We start from the raw sequence: 24,432 nt of genomic DNA, 5'->3' as shown, positions 1-24,432 counted from the left end.
AAAGGCCTTATCTTTCGATAAGGCCTTTTCATTGAATGTGGCGGAAGGATAGGAATTTGAACCCAGACTCTCGAATTAAATAGGTAAAATAGTCGTTTAAATTCATTTGGTTGCAGAGATTTTCATCTTCAAAGTCTGCAATTGCTAACTAAGATTGACTATATGATTGAAATGAAAAATTGTCAATTGAAGTTGGCTTTATCCATAATGCAACGACTAGGCTTTCAGTTTTGCTGATGCGTTCAATCTCTGATGATGTTAGATACTCACGCTCACGAACATCTTTATATTTGCGGGTATTGGTAACTTTCGAGTTTTCGGTGTTTGGGGTGGGTGTTCTGTAATCTTCTAAGTTGCTGATATTACTCATTCGGCTCTCCATAACTTTCGAGATTATAGTCTAAAATTGGAATATTTTGGAGATGGTGTGGGGTTGTTGCTGATGCTGAAGTGGGGTGAAGCAGTGATGATGGTTGGTAAAGTAAGGGCCGGATCCCGCAGGGATACGGCCAGCAAAAGTCAGTACGAATCTAAAAGCCACACTCTTTTTTTAAATAACTTTTAAGTTTGTGATACTCAGTTGAAATATCAGTTTCAATGCTCATACCGTTTGTTTCAGCTTCAAGTCCAGCCCAGAAAACATAAAACTTATGAAGGTCTCTTTCAAAGATTCCCATACATTGAAATTCCACTCCTAGTTTTGAATTTGTGTCAAGGCCCCAAATGTATATCAGGTATTGGTCAAGGTCGTACTGGCGCTCTTCTATGTCACTGTCGGGCGTGTAGCCATTGAGTGCCTCTAGGCTATTTCCTAGACCATAGTATTTCGAAAATCGTTTTATAAACTTTGGAGGCAACATTCTGTTTAACTCCATAGCAGCTTCTCGCAACCCTTTTGGTTTCCAGTATTCACCATTCCTTACTTTTGGCCTAACCATCAATGTAGCAAACAACCCAGAATAATTACTGATAGCGCTTTTCGTTGTAGGTGAACTCTCAACAACGATTATTCTAGGTGACGCCTTCGGTAATGGCTCTGAGGTCCTTTGGTAATCTTCGGCCATTGCGCACCCCGTAGAAACAAACATAATAAACAAGCATGTTACTTTTATAGTGTTTAGCATTATTCAATCCTTAATTTGACGAACCATACGGTGTCATACATGGCGCCCCTCCAGAGCATATTGATTCACCTTTAGCTCCCCACCTCTCTCTGGTTCTTTTGGCGATTGATTCGTTTATAAACCTAACGTCGCCTTTAGGGGTGCGAACGTAATACCCGGCAGTTGAACCACTAAGAACTGCTTGAGCATCTGTTTTACTGAAACCCTCCTGATTTCCATGTCCTCCGGGATGAGTGTGAACAGTAAGTGCATTCCAACTCTTTCTCGAGCCCCAGCCGCTTGGTTTTCTTATGAGTGCCGACACCGTAAATGTCGCAGAGACCTTTTCTGCTGTGGTGAAGTAGTAATTCCCATTATCCCCTTGGACAACGAATCCCATGAGCTCTGAGTCTTTATCGGTTAACTGATATGCCGCCTCATTTCGGTCATAAAATGCTTTAGCTGCATAATGAGGGTCAGCCCAGCCATCTTCAAAGTCATCAGCAATTACAACCTCGAAATCCGCTTCATGGACTTTGCCTTTCTTTTCGCCCCGTTTAGAGCCAGAAATGTCCACCTTATCTACATTGGTACTACTATTTCCTTTATGTAAGCTAACGGTTCCTGTAGTTTTACCAACCTGCGCGGTACCGCCACCATTACCGTCAAATGATATGGAAAAGTTCTTCTCGCCATTTGAAACTGAAGTTAATTTATAAGTTTCCCCATCAGCTGTCACATAAAGATTCCCACTTTCATCTTTCTCAAGCTTCTCAAACGCCTTACCTGATATAACCTCGTCTAATTCTTCAGATCTATACCCAGTCGGGTCAACCCCACTCATCGGGTTATTCAAAATATACGAATACGGGTTAGCGCTTTGACTATTCTCTGGGAACTGCAAAAACGGGTCAACACTTAAAAAACGACCGATGTTAAAATCGTATATCCGCCCATTCATATGAATAAGCTCTTGGTCAATCAAATGCTCATGGTCTGTATAGCCTTTGGTTACCCCCTGCCAGCTACTTAATAATGTATTACCTGATGCAATATCTCTTGGACGACCAAATACATCATAACCACGGTGCTGTAATACGGCACCGGTTCTGGCATCCATCAAGGTATCAACACTGCCTAAGTGGTCGCGCAGTACGTGCTGGAACGGTGATTGATTACCTAAGCTGCCCACATGGGCTTTCATCTTAATGGTGTGGTCACCAATATAGGTTTTATCTACCGTACTGCTTAGGGTCACTTCACGCTCAAAACTGCCCACATAATACGTAGTCGATACCACACTACCGTTTTGCTGCTTAACCTGTTTATAGCGGTTACCATTCGCATCGTAACTGAATATACTTCTTACATTATTGCGTTCTACCGTTAACGGCTTGTTTTGGTCGTTATAGCTTAACGTTACGCCATCACCCGTGAGCCTGTTATCGTTATTGTCATAGGTGAAGTCTTGGGTGCGATTGCGCTCAGGTGTGCTTGGCTTTTGGGGTTCAAAGGGATAATCCCCCTGCCCGAGTTTATCTCCCACTTTTTGGAACAAAAAGTGGGAGATAAACGTACCGGGTTACGTACTAGCCCCACATAATTGTGGGATGCTCAAGCTGCTTGATAGACAGCGACCTAATAGCCGATTTTTGTTTTGAGATAATAAATGAGGTTAACGCCTCATCTAACGTTAAGACAGGCTTTGCTTGCGCAACAGCTGTGGTTTCACGATGCTCTGACTACTTAGTGTCTCTGATTGGTATGGAATGAGGTTTTTGCGTGATGTTGAACGTAATATCAGAATCATCAGCATCAAACTGAGCTCTGAGATGGTTAATGACCTCATCAACGTAGCGAATAAAGTCATTAATACGGGTTTTATGGTCAATAGACTTGATGATTTTTTGAGTGTTCCGGCTACATCAATGTTACGGATGACCGCTTCTGCTCTGTCACGAGTCAGTAAGGAGACTTTTACGTCAAAGGGGAAATCCTTGCCACGTAAATATTTGGATAAACAGATACGTGTAAAGTATACATTGTTGGGTGCTCGATAAATATAGATTGTCTGAGTCAATCATTGTGGAGAGCCCCTTAAACGCCAGAAACAAAAAAAGCCGTTGATAATCAACGGCTTTTCTCGTGTTTAATGTGGCGGAGGGATAGGGATTTGAACCCTAGAACGGGATAAACCGTTGCCGGTTTTCAAGACCGGTGCATTCGACCACTCTGCCATCCCTCCGAACGGGCTGAATAATATAAGTAACGCGTTTGCTTGTAAACCATAATTGTAAAAAAAACATCTGAATGCATAGCAATTAATCAGCATGAACATATTTTTATCATTATTAAAGCATTTTTGAATCAGACTGACCTTAGTAAAGTCGCTTTTGGCGGCTGACAGACGTAATAACCATGAGATAAGCGCTAACAATTGAATCTGCTAAGGCTTTTACGACGCTTTATGCTAATATCATTTTATTATTTTTCGTTGCCGCAGCTAGATTACTACTATATGAATTCAACGCTATTGCCTAGTGCCAAACTCGCTCCTCAGTATCATTTACCTGACCCATCGACTTCAGCATGTTTTCCAAGTCATATCTTACTTGGTCAAGAACGAGTAGTTGATACCTTCAAACTAATGAGCAAAATTAATTCGCAACATCTATTTCTTGCTGATTTTTTGGGTGTGGATAGACCACTATTTATTAATGCGTTAGTAACCCAAGCTAATACACCGTCAAACCAATATCTTGTTGCTACAAAAAAAACGCACGAAGAAGATGAGATCCAGTTTAAGTGGCAGCAAACTCTGCCACCAGAGCATGTCGGTATTATTGCTAGGCAAGAATCCTTGTCTTGTTATTTACAGGGGACGATTCGCCGTGCAGACCTGCTCGGAAAAATGCTTAAAACCGATAAATCCAGTGTTTATAAACCTGGAGCATTAGCGAAAAATCATTTTGTGTTTATTTGCTTAGCATCATTGTGGCAACGTGAGAGTTTGTGGGATTTGTTGATGCAGATTCTCCACGACGGCTTTTATCGGATTAATAACGAACTCGCTCCTATTCCGCTTAATTGTAAGATCGTGCTTGTCGGAAGCGGTTTATCCTATAGCCAGCTTCGTGTTGAAGATAGGCACTTTAGTCGGCATTTTCCGCTGCTTGCTGAAATGAGCAATGAAGTAGATTTAACCCAACATCCTGAGTCTTCATATGTGCAGTGGCTAAATGTACTTGCCCAGAGTGAATCAGTTGAGTTAGAAACGTCAAGTTTACTGCCGTTGTTTTGGTACAGCTCTCGTTTGGTCGAGCATCAGCAACGTTTAAGCTTAAGTATGTTGGAGTTTAGGCACCTGTTAGGTCAAGCAAAAGCCTATTGCGGTCAATCAGCGTTAAATGCTGCTGCGATAGCCAAAGCACTCGAAAAATTAACCTTCCGCCATAATAGTTCTGAAGTGTATTCAGCCCAAAGTTTTGATGACAACTTCATAAATCTGCCAACTAAAGGTGCTATGGTAGGTCAAATTAATGCGCTTACTGTTATTGATACTGGAGACTATACCTATGGTGAGCCTGCACGTATTACCTCATCAGTGCATTATGGTGATGGTGAAGTCGCGGATATTGAACGTAAATCAGAATTGGGTGGCAATATTCATGCAAAAGGCATGATGATCCTATCATCTTGCTTGTATCGTATTTTCGGTCGAGATGCACCTCTTCACCTCAATGCTAATATCGTGTTCGAGCAGTCTTATCAAGAAATTGATGGTGATAGTGCTTCACTTGCTGAATATTGCTGCTTAATGTCTGCAATAGCAGAGCAACCGATTATCCAAAGTTTAGCGGTGACTGGTGCATTAGATCAGTTTGGTAATGTCCAAGCCATTGGTGGTGTGAATGAAAAAATTGAAGGCTTCTTTAATTTATGTCAACGCCGCGGGTTAACAGGCGATCAAGGTGTTATTATGCCTAAGGCCAACGTCTTGCAGTTGAATCTTGAACCGGATGTGATTGAAGCTATTGATAAAGGATTATTCCATATCCATGCAATTGAGCATATGGATCAAGCAGTTGAATTGCTAATGCAAATGCCCGCTGGCGTTGCTAATGAAGATAATGACTTTGCGCCAGAGACGCTTTACGGATTAGTACAACAGCGTTTAGATAAGTTAGCAGGGCAAGATGATGATGACGTTGAGTTGAACTTTTTTGCTAAATTGTTAGCTAGATTACGAATTATTTAGTGATCGGAGTTGTTTAGCGTACACGTGTTCGCTATCTTGTTAAGATTATCAGTCAAATAAGTGGTATCGATTTCAATGGAAAAAGCTAATAGTTTCACTAAAGAGCAACTTGTCGCATGTGGTCATGGCAATCTTTTAGGCCCAAATAGACCCCGTTTACCTGTAGACAATATGTTGATGATTGATCGTATCATTACCATTAATGAAGATGGCGGTGAATATGGTAAAGGTGAAATTATTGCCGAACTTGATATCACTCCAGATCTTTGGTTTTTTGATTGTCACTTTAAAGGCGATCCGGTAATGCCTGGTTGTTTAGGTTTAGATGCTATGTGGCAGCTGGTGGGGTTTTTCCTGGGTTGGGAAGGCGCTGAAGGCAAAGGTCGTGCATTAGGTGTAGGTGAAGTGAAGTTTACCGGCCAAGTATTGCCTGAAGCTAAAAAAGTCACTTATAAACTTAACATTAAACGTAAAATTCATCGCAAGTTAGTGATGGGTATTGCTGATGCAACTATGGAAGTTGATGGCCGTCAAATCTACTCAGCTACTGATCTAAAAGTGGGTATTTTTAGCGATACGTCGACGTTCTAATAATACGGATTTAGTTTTACGTAACTGTTATATTTCACTAATGCCCTCCGATACTTATCGCGAGGGCATTTTGTTGCGTGTTACTTAAGTATTACTTGTTAAATAGTCCATTAAGCCGACCATCAATACCTTCGCGCCACCCGCCTAACCAATGAGACCGTGAATCCAGATTTGAATGGGGACAAATCTCCTTAGAGCGCCCCCCAACTCCGGCTTGAAATCCTTTTGAAAATGCTCTGTCTAAACGATCTCTTTTCTGTCTTTTCATACATGAGTCCTCTTCATTGACGGGCTTCTATTTGACGTGATGAAGTTGAAGCCTTAGCTATAGGAATAGAACGTTTTTTAATCGAAATCAATTAAAAAAAACATCATTTGACTGATTTTTTATTAAGGTGTTGAGAATTAAGTTAAAAAAAATCGAGGAATTTATCCTCGATTTTTTGTGCTATCAGACTGCCTCTAATTTGAGAAGCTATTTGCTAACTAACAGTAAAACTATTTTTTTACTCGGCGACGCAACCATAATAATGGCAAGGCAAACAACCAAGCAAAACTGGCGGCGCCTTGACGCACATAAGGCTCTTCTTCAACACTATCAGAAGTAGTACATGCTTCACCTGAAGTTTGCTTCAAAATAACCATACGCGGTAAATAGGCTGTCACTGGAGCACCGTTACCATCTAATTTGAACAGAGGTAAACCATTGTCGCCAACAACCACGTTACCAGTGATGGGATCTGTTTGATATTGTGGTTTACGAATAAATGCTGTGCCGACAATCGTCCCGTCTTCACTAATACCGTTCGCCTCAACGATTTTAATATCTGAACTATAGGTTAACGTTTCACCTGTGCCGTCTTGAATACTCACCTGATGACGAACCCATTCCCCGTCAGTATTTTGCTCATAGCCTTTCGAGCCACATACAAGACGATCGTTTAAGTTAACAAATTCACTGGTGTTATTATCAAATAAGAAACCCACTTTTGGACGGGGCTTTTCTTTGTCGTAAGTTGATTCAACATAACCAACGACTTGGCCTTTATTATTGATATCTTTAGGTTTGCTACTTAAATCCGACAATGTAGTTTGGAAGTCATTCGGCGTAACAATGCCTTGTTCAGGATTATTGGTATCTAAGGTGAAGAATTTATTACGTAAATAACCGCCAATATACTTTTGATAACTACCGACTAAAATACCATCATCATTTATATCATAAGCAATTGAGTTAGTGACTTCATCGTCCATTTTAACCCAATTATATTGATACTCTCCATTAGCATCCTTTTTCCAATAAGCTGCATCAAAATATAGCTTATCAGTATCACCGCCGCGATAAACGTGTGAACGTCCAGCAACATCACCAATACTATTAATGCCTAATGCTTGCGAGGTATAAATGAGCGTTGAATCTGCTGATGGCGTTAAGCCTAACGGTAATTCAGTACGACCTGGTACACCACTATCGTCTAAATTGTTTAAATCCCACACTAATGCGCGTGTTTGATAAAGAATATAACGACGGTTATTAGTATCTGGGTACTGAGAATCCTGAACACAAATTTCCAAAGGCGTAGGATTATCAGTCTCGGTATCTTGCGCACTGGTAATACAAGTATCAATACGGTCTTTACTTGATGAAACTAATGCTGTGCTGCCATAACCAACAACGAGGTTATTATCATTTACACCAGCAGCAACAGATGAACCGCCTAGCTCTACGGTAGCGGCAGTAATATCACCACTTTGAGCACGCTCATAAGTGGTATAAGGCGGCGATAATGAGAATTCAACATCGTCTTTTACAGCAACAGCGCGAAGCTCAAAGTCACGATAATACCAAAGTTTTTGGGTAGTACTCGTTCCAACATAAGGTAAGGTTTTTTCGACACCAGTATATGCGCCTACTTTGGTGCCATTACTGTTTAAACCATAAAAGAAAGTATCAATTGAATTAATAATTAACTCGCCATCACTGCCTACATCTGTAGGATTAGTGGTGCCAGCTAAGCTATAAAATGTCGGTGTCCAAGCGCCTTCAGCTGCGTTTGCACTGGTTGTTATGGTAAAGTTGTTTGCTTCAATAGGCTTTAGCACTGAATAGGTTATTTCTTCAGCACCAGATATACCGTCTTCAACATCAATAATGCCGCCGGCAATGTCTTCAGTGCTAAGTTTCTTTTTACCTTTTGAAATGCCTACCACTTCATCTTGATTGTTCACGGCCATGGCATAGCCATTACGTGTACCGTCAATGGTGCCCTTCAAGTCGAAATTTTCGATATTAACAATTTCATATATGGGTGCAGCTTGTGCTGAACCAATCACACTTAATACACCTATCGCAACGAGGGACAAGGCTTTATCAAACTTTAACTTCATGTAACTATTCCTGTTTTATTATATTTTACTTCAGTGACTCAAGCTCTTCCCATCGCTCGAAGCAAACTTCTAAATTGTGTTCTTTTTCTGCTAACAACTGCAGTGCTTTATTAATCGAGTCTTGTGGTTGATTGTAAAAATCAGCACTACCGACAGTTTGCTGCAATTGGGCAATCTCTTGCTCGAGCTGTTCCATTTGGCTCGGAAGCGTATCTAATTCTTTTTGCAATTTATAAGACAGTTTTTTAGTGACTTTCTCAGGTGTGCTTACAGGCTTGGTTTCAACCACTGCGGAAGTTTGGACAACAGTATCTGCAACAGGTTCCTCAGAATAAAATTTTGCGCCTTGAGCAACGGCATCTTGGTAACCACCAACATACTCAGCCCATTGTCCATTACCGGCAAACCACCAACTGCTGGTAACCGTATTGTCGATAAATGCTCTATCGTGGCTCACAATAAGTAATGTTCCAGCAAAATCGGCAAGTAGTGACTCTAGCAACTCTAGTGTCTCAATATCAAGATCGTTTGTTGGTTCATCAAGAATAATAAGATTGGCTGGACGCAGTAACAATCTTGCTAATAGCAAACGGTTTTTCTCGCCACCAGAAAGGGCTTTTACTGGCGTACGTGCACGCATTGGCGAGAATAAGAAATCTTGCAGATAACTAAGAATATGGCGATCTTGGCCATTAATGGTAACGGTACTTTTACCCTCGCCCACGTTTTCTTCGACTGTTTTCTCAGGATCAAGCGCTTCGCGATACTGGTCAAAATAGGCGATATCTAGCTTGGTACCGACTTTAATTTCGCCAGATTGAGGTTGTAGCTTCTCGATCAACAACTTGATTAAGGTTGATTTACCACAGCCATTTGGACCAATTAATGCTATACGGTCACCACGTATGACAGTAGTACTGAAATCTTTAACTAAATTTTTATCCGGCAAATTATAGTTAACATCTTTAATATCAAAAACTAACTTACCAGAGCGTTCGGTATCCGATACCGACATTTTGGCATTACCTTGGCGATTTAAACGTTCGCTGCGTTCGGTACGTAACGCTTTTAGCGCTCGAACACGACCTTCATTTCGAGTACGACGTGCTTTAACACCTTGACGGATCCAGGTTTCTTCGTCGGCAAGTTTTTTATCAAAGTGAGCATTTTTTTCTGCTTCTACGCGTAACCATTCTTGCTTACCATCCAAATAGGCTTGGTAGTTACCTGGAAATGAGACCACCACACCACGATCTAAATCGACGATACGGGTTGCCATTCTTTGAATAAAACCACGGTCATGGCTTACAAATACGATGGCACCTTTAAAGCTTAATAAAAATTGCTCTAACCATTCAATGGTATCGATGTCTAAATGGTTGGTGGGTTCGTCAAGTAACAGTAAATCAGGGTTAACCACAAGTGCGCGGGCTAATGCCACTTTACGCTGCCAACCACCAGACAATTCATTTAATGGCTTATCAGGGTCTAGACCTAATAACTGACAGTTTTGAATAATCCGCGAATCTAATTGCCAACCGTTATTATGATCTAATACTTCTTGCAGACGCTGCATTTGGTTGAGCATACGTTCCATCTGCTCAGGATTAGCATCTGCAACATCGTGTGATAGTTGATGATACTTCTCTAACGCTTCGCCAATTTCTTTAAGACCTGCTGCAATATAAGCGTAAACGGTTCCAGTTTCAGCTTTAGGAGGATCTTGTTGTAAACGACTTACATTGACGTCATTGGCAATATTAAACTCGCCATCATCAAGCAGTACATCACCTGATAACACTTTCATTAAACTTGATTTGCCGGCACCGTTGCGACCAACGATACACACACGCTCACCTGGCTCAATGGTAAAGTCTGCATTAAGCAGCAAAGGAATGTAACCGTAGGCTAACGAGCCATTATTAATACGTACCAGACTCAATCTAAACTCCTAAAAAATCTTGTAATTGTGCGGCATCGAAAGGCCAGAATAACTCACGTTCACCCTGTACAAATACAGGGATGCTCATGCCATAACGCTCTGCAAGTATGGCGTTATCACATATATCGATGTGCTGATAATCTATTGCGGTTTGCTCAACCAATGCTTGGGCGATATCACACAGATGGCAACCCTCTGTGTGATATAACACATAAGCGACTGAACTATTTTTTTGCATGAGTCAGTAGCCACACATTATGGATATGCGGATTACGCTTATAATCCAGCGGTAAACATAAATGGTCAATATTCGTTACATCGATACCAGCTTGGTTCAACGCTTCGATATCCATTTTAAATTTACGTTTGTTATTGGAGAAAATAAGCTCGCCATTTGGAGACAGAAGCTTAATCAACCCGCCTAACATCTCTGCATGGTCGCGTTGCACATCCCAACTGTCTTCCATGCGTTTTGAGTTAGAGAACGTAGGAGGATCAATAAAGATAAGATCAAACTTCTGGTGGCTGTTTTCTTTAATCCACTGTAAACAGTCTGCTTGAATAAAGTCATATTGTTTACCAGACAATCCGTTTAAGGCAAAGTTTTCTTTAGCCCAACTGATGTAGGTATTAGACATATCAATAGTAGTGACAGATTTTGCCCCGCCAATTGCAGCATGTACAGACGCAGAACCAGTATAAGCAAATAAATTAAGGACATTTTTACCCTTAGATTTATCACCCACTAATTTACGCGTAACACGGTGATCAAGGAACAAACCAGTATCTAAATAACCGGTTAAGTTAAGCTTGAATTTAGCACCGTATTCTTCAGTGATAACTTCTACTTTGCGCTCATCGATCTTCTGATACTGATTAGCGCCTTTCTGACGTTCACGAGTTTTTAACGTAATACGGTCAGGATGGATCCCTAAAGCACTAGGCAATGCTAATAGCACATCACTAATACGGCGCTTGGTAACCGCTTCAGGAATTGTTGCTGGAGCAGAATACTCTTGGATAACCACATAATCGACATATCGATCAATCGCAACATTATATTCAGGCAAATCAGCATCATATAAACGGTAGCTATCAATACGTTCTTTTTTAGCCCATTTTTCAAACTGTTTAACATTCTTTTTAATACGATTCGCAAATGCTGGAGCTATGTCGATGATATCAACACCTTCAGGCAATTCAGGTACGTCGCGACGGGTACTGTTAGCGTGTAAGGTATAAATATTAAAAGCACATTCTAATGCACCGTTAAACATTTTCATTTGCTTGTCGGCTTTAAGCTTAAGCGATGAAATGAGTTCAACATCACTGCACAGCATGGCAATTTTCCAGCCACCAAACTCTTTTTTAAACTTATCACCAAGTTGATAATAAAGTTGTAAAAGCTCAGTGACATTACCTAAACGCTCACCGTAAGGAGGGTTGGAGATCAAAAATCCTTCGCTTACCGGAGGTGTGACATCGAGTGCATCAGACACGCTAAATTCAATTAATTCAGCAACACCAGCATTTTCAGCATTGCGTTTAGCGATAGAGATCAGGTGTGGTTCGATGTCTGAACCGTAGAATTTGAGTTTGCAACGGGTTTTCCCCAAAGTTGCACGCGCTTGAGCTTCGTCAAAAATAACCTGCCACATCGCTTTATTGTGGCTCTGCCAATTTTCGAAACCAAATTTTTCGCGTTTGAGTCCTGGTGCAATATCAGCAGCCATTAATGCCGCTTCTATTAGTACCGTGCCGCTACCACAAAATGGGTCAAGCACTGTAATTGGATTTGCTTGCCAGCCACTGCGTACTAACATATTGGCCGCGAGGTTTTCCTTTAATGGTGCTTCGCCTGTAGTTGAACGGTATCCACGTTGATGCAATGACGCGCCTGAGAAGTTCATTGAAATAGTCAACTGACCATTTCGATAATGGGCATCAATTTTAAAATCGGGATTAACACGTTCTACATCTGGACGAGGAGTACCATCGTCACGAAAACGGTCAACAACCGCATCTTTAATTTTCAACGCGCCAAATTGAGTGTTGTTAATGAAACCACCCGTGCCGTGAAAATCAATACTGAATGTTTTCTTATGGGAAAAATGCGATGGCCAATCAATACAGTATGCCGCGTTATAAAGTTGCTCGGCAGAATCACAGGCTCCTTTATAGATCACTAATACGATACGGCTCGCTAAACGAGTCCATAGTGTGATTCGATAAGCCAGCTCTAATGGAGCAGTAAAATACACCCCAGCAACACTTTCTTTAACGTCGGTTGCGCCAAACTCTTTAAGTTCAGAAGCAAGGCTATATTCGAACCCCTTTGGGGCAGCAGCAAAAAAATTAAACATGTATTTAGTCAGTCATCGGTTACGCAAAATTCAGTGCAGCATTATACCTGTTCAAACACATAACCCCAACGACTTATCGAAATGGGCTGTTAAATTCCCTTATTTTAGGCTTAATAACCTTATATCGTTCGATAAAGCAGTAACTCGCTTATTTTACCAGCAAACAAATAGCTACAGCCTAGATTTTACTTGCAAATAGAAACGGGGATCGCTATAGTTCGCCCCGCTTTGAAGCAGACAGTTAAACACGCTAACCAGCGAGTTTAGTAAGCTAAATCAAAGTAGCGTCAATCGGACGCGGGATGGAGCAGTTGGTAGCTCGTCGGGCTCATAACCCGAAGGTCGTAGGTTCAAGTCCTACTCCCGCAACCATTTCTTTAATCAATAGAATAAAAATAATTGATAGCGTTATATCGGACGCGGGATGGAGCAGTTGGTAGCTCGTCGGGCTCATAACCCGAAGGTCGTAGGTTCAAGTCCTACTCCCGCAACCATTTCTTTAATCAATAGAATAAAAATAATTGATAGCGTTTTATCGGACGCGGGATGGAGCAGTTGGTAGCTCGTCGGGCTCATAACCCGAAGGTCGTAGGTTCAAGTCCTACTCCCGCAACCATTTCTTTAATCAATAGAATAAAAACAATTGATAGCGTTTTATCGGACGCGGGATGGAGCAGTTGGTAGCTCGTCGGGCTCATAACCCGAAGGTCGTAGGTTCAAGTCCTACTCCCGCAACCATTTTATATTAGTAAACTTCCTATATTTACCTAACACCTCATCGTAAAATCAATCACTTGTTTGTTGGGCTCAGCTTTTTATAAATAAAGAGTCGAAGGTCGTAGATTTTTATCAAGTCCTACTCCCGCAACCATTTTCTAATAGTAAACTTCCTATATTCATCTAATACCTCATCGTAATGCAACCATTCCCATAGCTAATCACAGCGATTAATGCCCCTTCGGACTCAATACTGTCATTTTTTAGAGGCTTGCTAGAAACTGCTCAATTGTTTTATAGATTAAGTCAGGCTGTCAGAAAAGGTCGTGTAAGTTGGAGCTTCGATAATCGTGAACTCTGTTTTAGGTAAGTTATGATTCAAAAAATAGCATACATCAAAGACATCATCTGCTCCTTATCACCGACAATAATGTGAACCGGAATCGTAATTGCTTCAAGGCTCCCTATAAAATCAAACTTATCACATGCATAAAAATCATTTCACATAACCCTAGGGCCGCAGTCTTTAAGCGCTAAATTAATTTGGGTTCTTAGGGCTCAAAGATATTTTGAGATGTCTATCTTCAATGTAATTCATCAGCCATTGTGCTAGTTAGCTCACAATGGTTAACTTATTACCTTGTGGGGGCTCTGGAAGGTGAAGTGTTACAGCATTATCAAAAAACTGCTGTTGATACTCCCAAACAACACGCTACATCCTCAACCATGCAGAAATATTAACGTCATTGTTAACGTCTTTTTTCTGCTGTTATTTTGATATTGGCAATGCTAATTTCCACCAGCTGAGCATTCCACCTTCAAGTTGATACACATCAGTAAACCCAAACTGTTTAAGCTTTCTAACTCCAGGAATGCTTCGATGGGCAGAGAGACATATAACGACAGTGGTTATCTCTTGTGATAATTGCAGCTGTTTTATCGTGTTAATGGAAAGCGATGTAATGGGCAGGTTTAGCGAACCTTCTATATGCGACTTGTCCCATTCCATTTTTGATCGAACATCTACTATTTGAATGCTATTTTTCTGAAGTCGCTTAAACACCGCTTGGGCGTCCATTTCAGGTACTTTTCCAAATGGTAGCCACTGAGCCAGATTGTTTAATATCGACATGACATACTCCAAATATTGCTGCCTAATGCGTATGCCTAATCAGGCTTGATTGAAAAATATTGATTGGTTCCAAGGCATCAAATGAATAATGATGACTTTAGGTTTATATCAAAATCACTATCAATGGTCATTATCAATAATCACTATGGCGACCATATCTGCCACATAAGCCAATTCATCAAGCTTTAATTAACATAGATTATATGGATATCACTAACGTTAAATCTAACATGAAGCAGCACCTAAGCAATACTCAAGTACCAGAGCTAGCGACTATTTAACATATTTCTACTCTAGTGCTACAGTGATAATAAAAATGCCGAAAGATCTCTCGTTCGGCATTTTTATTATCTAAAATATTGATTTAAATAAAGTTACTTCAACCAATGTTTTACTCTGGTGCGATTATTATTGTCCCGGCTTTGCTTAATTAATTCATCATCGGCTCTAACTTGAGTTGTTTTTGCTAATCGGTCATAAAGCAACACATTCACTGAAGCAGCTAAATTCATACAGCCCAATGTGGGGACGTAGACAACATTCTCAGCAGCATCAATTAATTGCTGTGGAATAGTGCCATCTTCTGGGCCAAATATATAAAACGCATTGTCGGGATGAATAAATAAAGGCAGCGGCGTAGCACCTACTACCAGATCAACACAGACTATCGTCGCCCCTTCTGGCACGCTATCAAGTAGTGATTCGACACCCACTAGAGGAATCCGTTTGGCTGCATCTTTAGTGTCGACATCGTATTGAGCATCTCCTGACTTCGCTGCTAATTCGTAGCGTTTTCCGGTATAGCAAACATTACCAACACCGTAACAGCCTGCTGCACGCATAATACCGCCAACATTAACCGGAGTCTTAGGATTGACTAAACCAATAGTCACTTGCGAAGAAGGATTTACCATAAAAGCTGTTTATCTATTCCAGTTATGCTGCTTGAGCAACAATACGTTGACGTAATTGCTGCCACGCAGCTTCCACTAACGAAAAATCATGTTCATCTAATTCTTCATTTGCCAAGGCAAGGCACTTAACTAATTTTTGGTCCAGTGCTGCTAAATCTTGTTCAGCCTCTATTTCTAATTCGGCTAACACAACGGCGACATGGCCTTGTAAATAACCACAAGCAAACAATGCATCATCGTCGCTGTGGCTAACACTGTCTTCAATCCAGGACTCTAATGCTGCATCGTACTGTTCTAACATGTTCTAGTTCTCCACTAAATCTGGGTTGGCTACTTGATACATCACGTAATCATGGTAACCCGTGACTATTTTGTAATAGCCAGTGAGTGCTTTATCTAATTCAGGGTCGCCACTATCCACAATAAGTGGCCTACCTTCAAGTGCTTTTAACTTAGTTTTTGTCGCTAAGATTAAAATATTGTCTTTTTCTATTTGTCTGATGAGATCAGGTGACAACTGCTGATTACCTCGACCTAAAATATGCCCTTGCCCGCCGATTAAAGTGATCACCAGTTTTACGCTGGGATACGTTTTTTTATCCGCAATGCACGTGAGCAGTTGCTGCGCCGTTACATCCTGAGCCATAATCTGTTTATGTTGAATAACATCAACACCGAGCAAGGTATTAGCTAAGCCTAAATCTTCCATTACGGCGGCAACAGTGCTGCCAGACCCCATAATATAAAGTTCATCGTCCATGGATTCAATTATGTCAGCGGCAATGTCGGCCAGCACTAATTCATCGACTTCTTTTCCGCCCATTTTAACGGCTTGTATGTAACGCGGCTCTGCAGGAACCGTCATCTCACCGAATCGTCTCGCTTTTACAATGCCTTGCCTAAACGCAACTTCATCGATATCCATAACATCGGCTGACATCAAACTGACTAACTCACCGTTTAATAGCATACGGACCACTACACCCGATGCATGCGGAGTAATGCCATACACTCCAGAATGAATTTTCACTCCAGCGGGAACGCCCAGTACAGGGAAAGAATCATCAACAACAGCGTAAATATCACGAGCAGTACCATCACCACCGGCAAATAACAGCAAATCTAATTGATGCTCAAGTAAGCATTTAACCGCTTGCTGTGTATCTAGCGCAGATGTTTTTTCAGCAGAGCGAGTCTCAATAGCGCGATACACCTCTTGAGTGCTAAAGCCCATTTGGCGACATAACAACCCGCCCATGTCACCAGATGCGGTAATAATATCGATTTGTTCAGCAAACGGTAAAATGACATCCAAAGCCTGTTGCATACGTTGTTGTGCTTTGGGTATGGCGCCTTTAGCTAAGGCTTCATTAGCTACACCATCAGAGCCTTTTAAGCCGACACTCCCGCCTAAACCAGCGAGTGGATTAATGATAATTCCTAAGCGAAAACGTTTCACATCAACTCCTTGCTATAACGACAATACTGTTTTAATTAACCTTGAGCAGTGGTTGTATTTGTAGCTGCTTCACCATTGATGTTGGGGATCATCAGTACCGCAAACATTGATAGCAATGCACAGCTTGCAGCAAATACCCACACCCACATGGTTTGACTACCATCGCCCCAAATCATGCCGCTTATCCATGTACCTAGTGCACCGCCCACCCCAAAACTAACACTGGCATATAATGCCTGCCCAGTGCTGCGGTGACTGACATTAAAATGCCGATGAATAAAATGAATTGATGCTGCATGCACTAAGCCAAAGGTAAATGCATGTAATAATTGGCTGACGATTAATAATGAAACATGTTCAACGCCAAACGCTAACAGTAACCAGCGAACCGAAGTCAGCAAAAGACTCACCACCAGTAACACTCGAATACCATATTGGCGGATAAGACGCGATGAATAGAAAAAGATCACAATTTCAGCTAAAACGCCTAAAGCAACCAGTATTCCAGCAATTGTTTCAGAGTAGCCGACCTGTTTTAAATACAATACAAAAAAGCCATAAAATGGCCCTACACTCATCTGCAATAACATTGCCGATAACATAAACCACACTAATGATGCATCAAATGTCAGCTTGGGCCGTTCAGATTTATTGACCACCACACTGCGATTAGCGGGTAATGGGAGCGAGCAAGCAAATAAACCTAAAAATAATATCATCCCCATATAAGGCAATACTTCTGGCCCCCAGTGATCAATTGCCAGGCCACCACTGATCACCAGCACGATATATCCCACACTGCCCCAACTGCGAATAGCCCCATAACGCTCTGCTTTATCACCTAAGGTTTCTAAGGTAATTACTTCTAATTGAGCAAGAATCGAATTCCAAAAGAAGGTATAAATAGCCAGACTGACCGCGAGATATATGAAGCTACCATCAAAGAAAAAACTGGTGTAAGTAATCGCAGCGGCAAAGGAGCCGAGCTTAATCAGTTCTGAGCGCATACCGGTGCGATCAGCCACAGCAGCCCACACATTAGGCGCAACAATTCGAGTCGCCATCAGTATTGCCAAGAGAAAACCAATTTCTTGGGCATTGAATCCTCGACTATCAAAGAAAACGCCCAAATAGGGAACCATAATGCCGAGAATGGAAAAAAAGAAAAAATAACAAGCGCCGAGCCAGCGTAAATCTGGCTCGGCGCGCTTCACTGAGGACATTAGCGCATTCCGATAACTGGCGTTTGACTGGTTACATCATGGTTTTGAGCACGATGTCTTAATAAATGATCCATTAAAACAATGGCTAGCATCGCTTCAGCAATAGGAACTGCACGAATGCCCACACAAGGATCATGGCGACCTTTGGTGATCATCTCAATACTCTCGCCCTGCACTGTAATGCTTTGGCCTGGCACGCTAATGCTTGAGGTGGGTTTTAACGCAATATGGGCAACGACTGGCTGACCAGATGAAATTCCACCCAAAACGCCACCAGCATGATTAGAGGCAAAACCTTGTGGAGACATTAAGTCGCGACCTTCGGAACCTTTTTGAGTAACAACCCCGAAGCCATCACCAATTTCAACACCTTTAACCGCATTAATGCCCATTAATGCATGGGCAATGTCGGCATCGAGACGGTCAAATACTGGTTCGCCTAAGCCCACTGGTACGCCAGTCGCGACAACGGTAACTTTGGCACCAACTGAGTCGCCGGATTTGCGCAAGCCACGCATATACTCATCTAATGCTTCTAACTTAGCGGCATCAGGAAAGAAAAATGCATTTTGTTCAATTTGAGCTAAATCGATAGTCTCAGCACAAATAGGTCCTAATTGAGCAAGGTAGCCATAAATTTCAATGCCATGAACTTGCTTGAGATATTTTTTAGCTACGGCACCCGCGGCAACACGCATTGCCGTTTCACGCGCAGACGAACGGCCACCGCCACGGTAATCACGCATGCCGTACTTTTGCTGATAAGTATAATCAGCATGACCGGGACGGAAGGTGTCTTTAATATCGGAGTAATCTTGGCTGCGTTGATCGGTATTTTCAATCAATAAACCAATAGAGGTGCCAGTGGTTTTGCCTTCAAAGACACCTGACAAAATTCTCACTTCATCAGCTTCCCGACGAGCAGTAGTATAGCGAGACGTGCCAGGACGACGGCGATCTAAATCATGCTGCATATCTTCAACTGTTAACTCAAGTCCTGGCGGACAGCCGTCAATAATACAACCTAACGCGACACCATGGCTTTCACCAAAAGTTGTCACCACAAAATTTTGACCGATACTATTTCCTGACATGAGCGTTAACTACCTCTATTTAAATTTACAGTAATGCGTTTGCTGTACCTGCCTATTATTCACTATCTTTATAGATGGCGAAAAGTGATTCATTTTCAACTAGCTGATCACGGGTCAATACAAACACACCATCACCGCCAAATTCAAAATCAACCCAAGTAAACGGCATATCCGGATACTGCTCAATCAAATGCACCATTGAATTACCTACTTCAACGACCAGTAAACCGGTTTCGGTAAGATAATCTGCTGCATTAGCTAAGATACGCTTGGTTAAATCTAAGCCGTCATTACCAGATGCTAATCCAATCGCAGGTTCGTGATGATACTCTTCTGGCATGTCACCAATATCTTGGGCATCTACATATGGCGGGTTAGAAACAATTAAGTCGTAATGCGGGCCTTTAGAAATAGCCGAGAATAAATCAGATTGCATAGGGAAAACACGATCTAATACGCCCAATGACTCAATATTAATCTGAGCAACTTCAAGCGCATCTTCACTAATATCTAATGCGTCCACTTCTGCATCTTCAAATGCATAAGCACAAGCAATGGCAATACAAGCACTGCCAGTACATAAATCCATAATGCGATTAACTGGCTTGTTGTATAACCAAGGGCTAAATTGATTATTAATCATTTCAGCAATCGGTGAACGCGGTACAAGCACGCGTTCATCAACATAAAATTCAAGCCCGGCAAAATTGGCTTTATTGGTTAAATACGGTACAGGTAAACGCTCACGAACTCGACGAATGATTAATTCAACGATTTTGTGTTTTTCGCTACTGGTTAAATTACTTAAAATAACTTGTTGGCCGATTTCTTCAGGTAAGTGTAGAGCATGAAAAACCAATGCAATCGCTTCATCCCAAGCATTATCCGTTCCGTGACCATAATAAATATTGGCATCATTAAAACGGCTAACAGCCCAACGTAACATATCAGCGATGGTACTTAACTCAGTGACAGCTTCATCTACAAAGATCTTATCCAAAACACACTCCTTAAAAATTGTTCTGCGCTATTGTAACTGATGTCTATTAAGATGACCTAGAATTCAATACAATACGCTTATGAAACACGATAATTATGCAGACTCATCGCTGTTTAGTGCATTAATCGCAGATATCAAACCGCTACGGCAAGATACTCACCACTTTAAACAGCCAGTCAAAGCCAAACAACAGTTCGAAACCAAAGAACGTCAGATTCATGCTGATAGTTATTTTTCGGACATATATCAGCCGCTTATGCCGGTCGATGGACCTATGCGCTGGATTAATTCCAACACAGATAAACATGAATTGAAACGTTTAAGACGCGGGGACTATTCACCCGACCTATTGTTAGATTTACATGGAATGCGACAAGCAGAAGCCAAACTTGAATTAGCAGCACTGATTCAAGCATGCGTTAAGCAAAGCATAATATGTTGCAGTGTAATGCACGGTTATGGAATGGGAATTTTAAAGCAACAAACGCCAATGTGGCTAGCACAACATCCAAACGTAAAAGCCTTTCACCAAGCACCAAAAGAATGGGGCGGCGATGCAGCGTTGTTAGTATTGATTGATATTGGTGATCATCCTCACCGACGTTAATTTGAGAAAATAAGCGTGGACAGTAAAAAGGTAAGTAATCACTTACCTTTTTTGCAAACTGGTTTTATTCAACACGCAATTACCATTACACAACAACTTGATGTGGTGCTGTCATTGCTACGAAACTGGCATTTTGAGCATGTTTGTCAATATGAGCCACTGCAGAAGTAGCAAACAAAGGCGGTTCCATACCAGCCACAAGCTCACTAACCATAAAGCCTAAAAGAGGCATATGAGCAATAACCAAGACATTATCTGCCTTATATTGTTCGGCATAAGCCAAGACAAGATCAACCGCTCTTATTGCATCACCGGAAGGAGTAACATCGTCAAGTACCAGCAACTTACGCGGTTCAGGTAAGTGTTTACTGACTTTTTGCCATGTTTGCTGAGATCGTAAATACGGACTCACAATCACCAAGTCAAAATGACTGACTTGTCTTGCTAACCAATTAGCCATATCGCCCGTCTGAATTCGACCATTGTCAGTTAACTTTCGTTCTCTGTCTGACGGTGCATTCAAACTCGCTTCACCATGGCGCATCAAAAATAGCTGCATACTTCTCTCAAGATATTTTTATTCTCATTATGACCCAATTGTAGCGTTAATCCTCGTAACAACAAACCTAGAATTAAGCATATTAAGATAAACTTTAGTCGATAATAGGATAAAACTGCCCAAGGTAATTTGCTAAAAAGTAATAACAAGATCAATATATAACAAGTTATCTTTTCTGGAGCCTCCTCTTGCCTGAATTTCCAGCAGTTTATAAAAGCCAAAATGATCATCGCCAGTACCAATATCGAGTGTTAAATAACCAACTCAAAGTACTGCTGGTTGAAGATATGCAATCAAATCAAGCCGCTGCTTCTATGGCGGTAAGTGTTGGTCATTTTGACGATCCGGTTGAGCGTCCTGGTATGGCACATTTTCTTGAACATATGTTGTTTTTAGGGACTGAAAAATATCCAGACTCAGGCGAGTATCATGCTTACATTAATCAACATGGCGGCAGTAATAATGCATGGACAGGTACTGAACAAACAAATTTTTTCTACAGTATTAACGCTGAAGCCTTAGAAGGTTCACTAGACAGATTTAGTCAATTTTTCATTGCACCTAAGTTTGATTTAGAGCTGGTTGATAGAGAAAGGCAAGCAATCGAATCTGAATTCAGTTTGAAATTAAAAGATGACATTCGCCGTGTTTATCAAGTCCAAAAAGAAACCGTTAACCCAAAGCATCCGTTTTCAAAATTCTCTGTAGGTAACCAAAAAACCTTAGCAGGCAAACAAGCAGGCATAAGAGATGAACTGCTGGCTTTTTATCAACAACATTACAGCGCAAATATCATGACATTATGCGTGGTAGCGCCCTGCCCTATAGCCAAACTAGAAAGCATTGTTGAGCAATACTTTTCAAACATCCTCAATAGAAATGTAAGTAAACACTATCCTTGTGAAGCTTTGATAACAAAGGCTGAACAACAAAAGCACATACAAATAATACCGTTAAAAGATCAAAAACGAGTCAGTATTAGTTTTTCCCTGCCAGAGATAGACCAATTTTATAAACGTAAACCGCTTACATTTATCAGCCACTTACTCGGTAATGAAAGTCCGGGAAGTTTGCTTTCGTATTTAAAAATACATGGGCTAGCCAATAATTTATCTGCTGGCGGTGGTGTTAACGGCTACAACTTTAAAGATTACTCAATCAGCATACAATTAACCGATAAAGGATTGATAGAACTTGATGAAGTGGTTAGCTGTGTTTTTGAATACATAGAGCTAATTAAACAGCAAGGTATTCAAGCGTGGCGTTACCAAGAACGAGCCAACTTACTTGATACGGCATTTCGGTTTCAAGAACAAATTAAAACCTTGGATCTAGCGAGTCATCTTAGTATTAACATGCACCATTACGATATTGAAGACATTATCTATGGCGACTATCGTATGGATGAGATGCTCGAGGATGAAACTACACAACTGCTTGGCATGATGTCGGTGAGCAATATGCGTTTGCTCACGGTAGCGAAAGAGTCTCAAGTCGATAGTCACGCTGATTGGTACAACACTCCTTATCAGGTTAGAGCATTACAGCCTCAGCAAATCGCAAAATGGTCATTAGTCTCCATAAGAGATGAGCTCAAGCTGCCTGAAAAAAATCCGTTTATTGTCGCCAATCCGCAAGCTCGAGCAAACAAAAGCAATACACAAGTACCAACCATTGTTGCTGAAGGCGAAGGTTATCGCATTTGGCATAAAAAAGATGATGAATTTAATGTCCCTAAAGGGCATTTATATTTATCGCTAGACTCAGAGCAAGCTAGCTCAACACCAAGACAAGCAGCATTAACAAGACTGTACGTTGAAATGCTAATTGATTACCTAGCAGAACCAACATACCAAGCAGAGGTTGCTGGGCTTAACTATAATATTTACCCCCACCAAGGTGGTATTACTCTGCATTTAACCGGTTTTACTGGTAACCAAGAAAAACTGCTCACTCTAATCATCAATAAAGCCCGCGAGCGTAACTTTACCGAACAACGCTTTAACATGATTAAAAATCAGATATTACGTAGTTGGAATAACGTTGCTCAAGCCAAACCGATATCACAGTTATTTACCAGCCTAACCGTGACACTGCAAAAAAGAAGTTTTGAACCGGCCAGAATGGCTGAAGAACTTACGCTGCTAAGCCTTGATGATTTACATCAACATGTAAGTGTATTTTATGAAAAAATTTATCTTGAAGGCCTAGTATACGGTGACTGGCTGGTTGAAGAAGCGCAGCAACTAGGCAAGCGCTTACAGCATTTATTATCATTAGTCACAAAACCAAGCGCAGAAGCATCACGCGAATTGATTAATCTGGATAAAAGAGGTTCATTACTGCGGGAGAAAACAATTGCTCATCAAGATAGCGCGATTATTGTTTACTATCAGTCCCGAAAGGCGACTCCCGAACGTGTTGCATTATTCAGTTTATTAAACCATACAATGTCATCAACCTTTTTTCATGAACTGCGCACAAAACAGCAATTGGGCTATATGGTGGGAACAGGTTACTTACCGTTAAACAGACACCCTGGAATAATTTTTTATGTGCAGTCTCCTACTACGGGGCCAAGGCAACTTCTTGAAGCTATAGATGAATTCATCGCTGACTTTAATTATGCAGTGATGCAAATAACGAATGAACAATGGGAAAGCACCAAGCAAGGCATGATTAGCCAAATCATGGAACACGATACCAACCTAAAAACCCGCAGCCAACGCTACTGGGTAAGCTTAGGTAATCGAGACTATAAATTTAATCAACGTGAATTGGTCGTATCGGAAGTCGAAAAGCTCACCAGAGCAGACTTGATTAAGTTTATGGTTGCGCACATGCGCAGTAAAGATTGTGATCGTTTAGTCCTATTTAACAGTGGAGATCAACATCACAATCAAGCAAGCTTAAGTTCAGATAATATGATCGAAGACTTAAAAACATTTAAACAGCAAGCTGATAAATTTCAGTTTTAGCAAATGTCTTTAGCTAAAAGGCGTCATATACCAAGTAGGCTACGATTATGTTAACAAATCGTCTTAGCTACAATTAATAGTACGAAATACCAAATAAAACTTTC

20 protein-coding genes and 5 tRNA genes are annotated in these 24,432 nt (G+C 41.1%); 8 read left to right on the top strand and 17 right to left on the bottom strand.

Annotation, left to right across the window (positions count from 1 at the left end):
- Positions 1 to 148: 148 nt before the first annotated feature.
- From H5114_RS14695 to H5114_RS14680, 4 genes are all read right to left on the bottom strand, one after another.
- Positions 149 to 370 (bottom strand): hypothetical protein, encoded by a 222-nt coding sequence (locus H5114_RS14695; RefSeq protein WP_182723310.1) that lies wholly within the window; start codon positions 368 to 370, stop codon positions 149 to 151.
- A gap of 160 nt (positions 371 to 530) precedes the next feature.
- Positions 531 to 1,064, bottom strand: coding sequence for a hypothetical protein (locus tag H5114_RS14690; protein WP_182723309.1), 534 nt, complete (start codon positions 1,062 to 1,064; stop codon positions 531 to 533).
- Between the two features lie 70 nt (positions 1,065 to 1,134).
- On the bottom strand, positions 1,135 to 2,649 hold the full coding sequence (locus H5114_RS14685; protein ID WP_182723308.1) for an RHS repeat domain-containing protein: 1,515 nt from the start codon (positions 2,647 to 2,649) through the stop codon (positions 1,135 to 1,137).
- A 609-nt stretch (positions 2,650 to 3,258) separates the two neighbouring features.
- Positions 3,259 to 3,348 (bottom strand) — tRNA-Ser (locus tag H5114_RS14680).
- 273 nt (positions 3,349 to 3,621) lie between these two features.
- Here H5114_RS14680 and H5114_RS14675 point away from each other — a divergent pair.
- Positions 3,622 to 5,361, top strand: a complete 1,740-nt coding sequence (locus H5114_RS14675; protein ID WP_182723329.1) for an AAA family ATPase — start codon at positions 3,622 to 3,624, stop codon at positions 5,359 to 5,361.
- 75 nt (positions 5,362 to 5,436) lie between these two features.
- Positions 5,437 to 5,952, top strand: a complete 516-nt coding sequence (gene fabA / locus H5114_RS14670; RefSeq protein WP_124016336.1) for a bifunctional 3-hydroxydecanoyl-ACP dehydratase/trans-2-decenoyl-ACP isomerase — start codon at positions 5,437 to 5,439, stop codon at positions 5,950 to 5,952.
- Positions 5,953 to 6,043: 91 nt separating this feature from the next.
- Here the strand turns inward: fabA and rmf are convergent, their stop codons facing one another.
- The 5 genes from rmf to rlmKL form a co-directional block, all read right to left on the bottom strand.
- A complete protein-coding gene (gene rmf / locus H5114_RS14665; RefSeq protein ID WP_124016335.1) occupies positions 6,044 to 6,220 on the bottom strand; it encodes a ribosome modulation factor in 177 nt (58 codons plus the stop codon).
- A gap of 230 nt (positions 6,221 to 6,450) precedes the next feature.
- Positions 6,451 to 8,340, bottom strand: a complete 1,890-nt coding sequence (locus tag H5114_RS14660) for a DUF3466 family protein (protein WP_182723307.1) — start codon at positions 8,338 to 8,340, stop codon at positions 6,451 to 6,453.
- Between the two features lie 25 nt (positions 8,341 to 8,365).
- Positions 8,366 to 10,282 (bottom strand): ABC transporter ATP-binding protein, encoded by a 1,917-nt coding sequence (locus tag H5114_RS14655; protein WP_182723306.1) that lies wholly within the window; start codon positions 10,280 to 10,282, stop codon positions 8,366 to 8,368.
- A 1-nt stretch (position 10,283) separates the two neighbouring features.
- Positions 10,284 to 10,520, bottom strand: a complete 237-nt coding sequence (locus H5114_RS14650; RefSeq protein ID WP_182697069.1) for a glutaredoxin family protein — start codon at positions 10,518 to 10,520, stop codon at positions 10,284 to 10,286.
- Positions 10,507 to 12,645 (bottom strand): bifunctional 23S rRNA (guanine(2069)-N(7))-methyltransferase RlmK/23S rRNA (guanine(2445)-N(2))-methyltransferase RlmL, encoded by a 2,139-nt coding sequence (gene rlmKL, locus H5114_RS14645; RefSeq protein WP_124016331.1) that lies wholly within the window; start codon positions 12,643 to 12,645, stop codon positions 10,507 to 10,509. The genes H5114_RS14650 and rlmKL overlap by 14 nt, the downstream gene beginning before the upstream one ends.
- Positions 12,646 to 12,941: 296 nt before the next feature.
- Between rlmKL and H5114_RS14640 the strand changes: the two genes are divergently transcribed.
- From H5114_RS14640 to H5114_RS14625, 4 genes are all read left to right on the top strand, one after another.
- A tRNA-Met gene (locus H5114_RS14640) sits at positions 12,942 to 13,017 on the top strand.
- 46 nt (positions 13,018 to 13,063) lie between these two features.
- A tRNA-Met gene (locus tag H5114_RS14635) sits at positions 13,064 to 13,139 on the top strand.
- Between the two features lie 46 nt (positions 13,140 to 13,185).
- Positions 13,186 to 13,261: transfer RNA gene (locus H5114_RS14630), tRNA-Met, on the top strand.
- Between the two features lie 46 nt (positions 13,262 to 13,307).
- Positions 13,308 to 13,383, top strand: a tRNA-Met gene (locus tag H5114_RS14625).
- Positions 13,384 to 14,131: 748 nt separating this feature from the next.
- Here H5114_RS14625 and H5114_RS14620 read toward each other — a convergent pair.
- From H5114_RS14620 to prmB, 7 genes are all read right to left on the bottom strand, one after another.
- Positions 14,132 to 14,494 (bottom strand): rhodanese-like domain-containing protein, encoded by a 363-nt coding sequence (locus H5114_RS14620; protein ID WP_182723305.1) that lies wholly within the window; start codon positions 14,492 to 14,494, stop codon positions 14,132 to 14,134.
- A 374-nt stretch (positions 14,495 to 14,868) separates the two neighbouring features.
- Complete coding sequence (locus H5114_RS14615) at positions 14,869 to 15,408, bottom strand: RNA methyltransferase (protein WP_182723304.1); 540 nt, start codon at positions 15,406 to 15,408, stop codon at positions 14,869 to 14,871.
- A 22-nt stretch (positions 15,409 to 15,430) separates the two neighbouring features.
- Complete coding sequence (locus tag H5114_RS14610; protein WP_124016328.1) at positions 15,431 to 15,709, bottom strand: YfcL family protein; 279 nt, start codon at positions 15,707 to 15,709, stop codon at positions 15,431 to 15,433.
- A gap of 3 nt (positions 15,710 to 15,712) precedes the next feature.
- The gene (locus tag H5114_RS14605) at positions 15,713 to 16,867 is read right to left on the bottom strand and encodes an ATP-NAD kinase family protein (protein ID WP_182723303.1); all 1,155 of its coding nucleotides are present in this window, start codon (positions 16,865 to 16,867) and stop codon (positions 15,713 to 15,715) included.
- Positions 16,868 to 16,902: 35 nt separating this feature from the next.
- A complete protein-coding gene (locus H5114_RS14600; RefSeq protein ID WP_124016326.1) occupies positions 16,903 to 18,090 on the bottom strand; it encodes an MFS transporter in 1,188 nt (395 codons plus the stop codon).
- The gene (aroC, locus tag H5114_RS14595) at positions 18,090 to 19,184 is read right to left on the bottom strand and encodes a chorismate synthase (RefSeq protein ID WP_182723302.1); all 1,095 of its coding nucleotides are present in this window, start codon (positions 19,182 to 19,184) and stop codon (positions 18,090 to 18,092) included. Before aroC ends, H5114_RS14600 begins: the two co-directional genes overlap by 1 nt.
- 55 nt (positions 19,185 to 19,239) lie before the next feature.
- Positions 19,240 to 20,184 (bottom strand): 50S ribosomal protein L3 N(5)-glutamine methyltransferase, encoded by a 945-nt coding sequence (gene prmB, locus H5114_RS14590; protein ID WP_124016324.1) that lies wholly within the window; start codon positions 20,182 to 20,184, stop codon positions 19,240 to 19,242.
- A gap of 79 nt (positions 20,185 to 20,263) precedes the next feature.
- Here prmB and smrB point away from each other — a divergent pair, with 79 nt between their 5' ends.
- Positions 20,264 to 20,791: an endonuclease SmrB gene (gene smrB / locus H5114_RS14585; RefSeq protein ID WP_124016323.1), complete on the top strand. Its 528-nt coding sequence runs from the start codon at positions 20,264 to 20,266 to the stop codon at positions 20,789 to 20,791.
- Between the two features lie 85 nt (positions 20,792 to 20,876).
- Here smrB and sixA read toward each other — a convergent pair whose 3' ends face one another.
- Positions 20,877 to 21,350 (bottom strand): phosphohistidine phosphatase SixA, encoded by a 474-nt coding sequence (gene sixA / locus H5114_RS14580; protein ID WP_182697072.1) that lies wholly within the window; start codon positions 21,348 to 21,350, stop codon positions 20,877 to 20,879.
- Between the two features lie 188 nt (positions 21,351 to 21,538).
- Between sixA and H5114_RS14575 the strand changes: the two genes are divergently transcribed.
- Positions 21,539 to 24,328, top strand: coding sequence for an insulinase family protein (locus tag H5114_RS14575; RefSeq protein ID WP_182723301.1), 2,790 nt, complete (start codon positions 21,539 to 21,541; stop codon positions 24,326 to 24,328).
- Positions 24,329 to 24,432 lie beyond the last annotated feature (104 nt).

Origin of the sequence: Shewanella sp. SR43-8, from assembly GCF_014163775.1 — a bacterium.
GTDB lineage: Bacteria > Pseudomonadota > Gammaproteobacteria > Enterobacterales > Shewanellaceae > Shewanella > Shewanella vesiculosa.
This window is presented reverse-complemented; position numbering and strand designations above follow the sequence as displayed.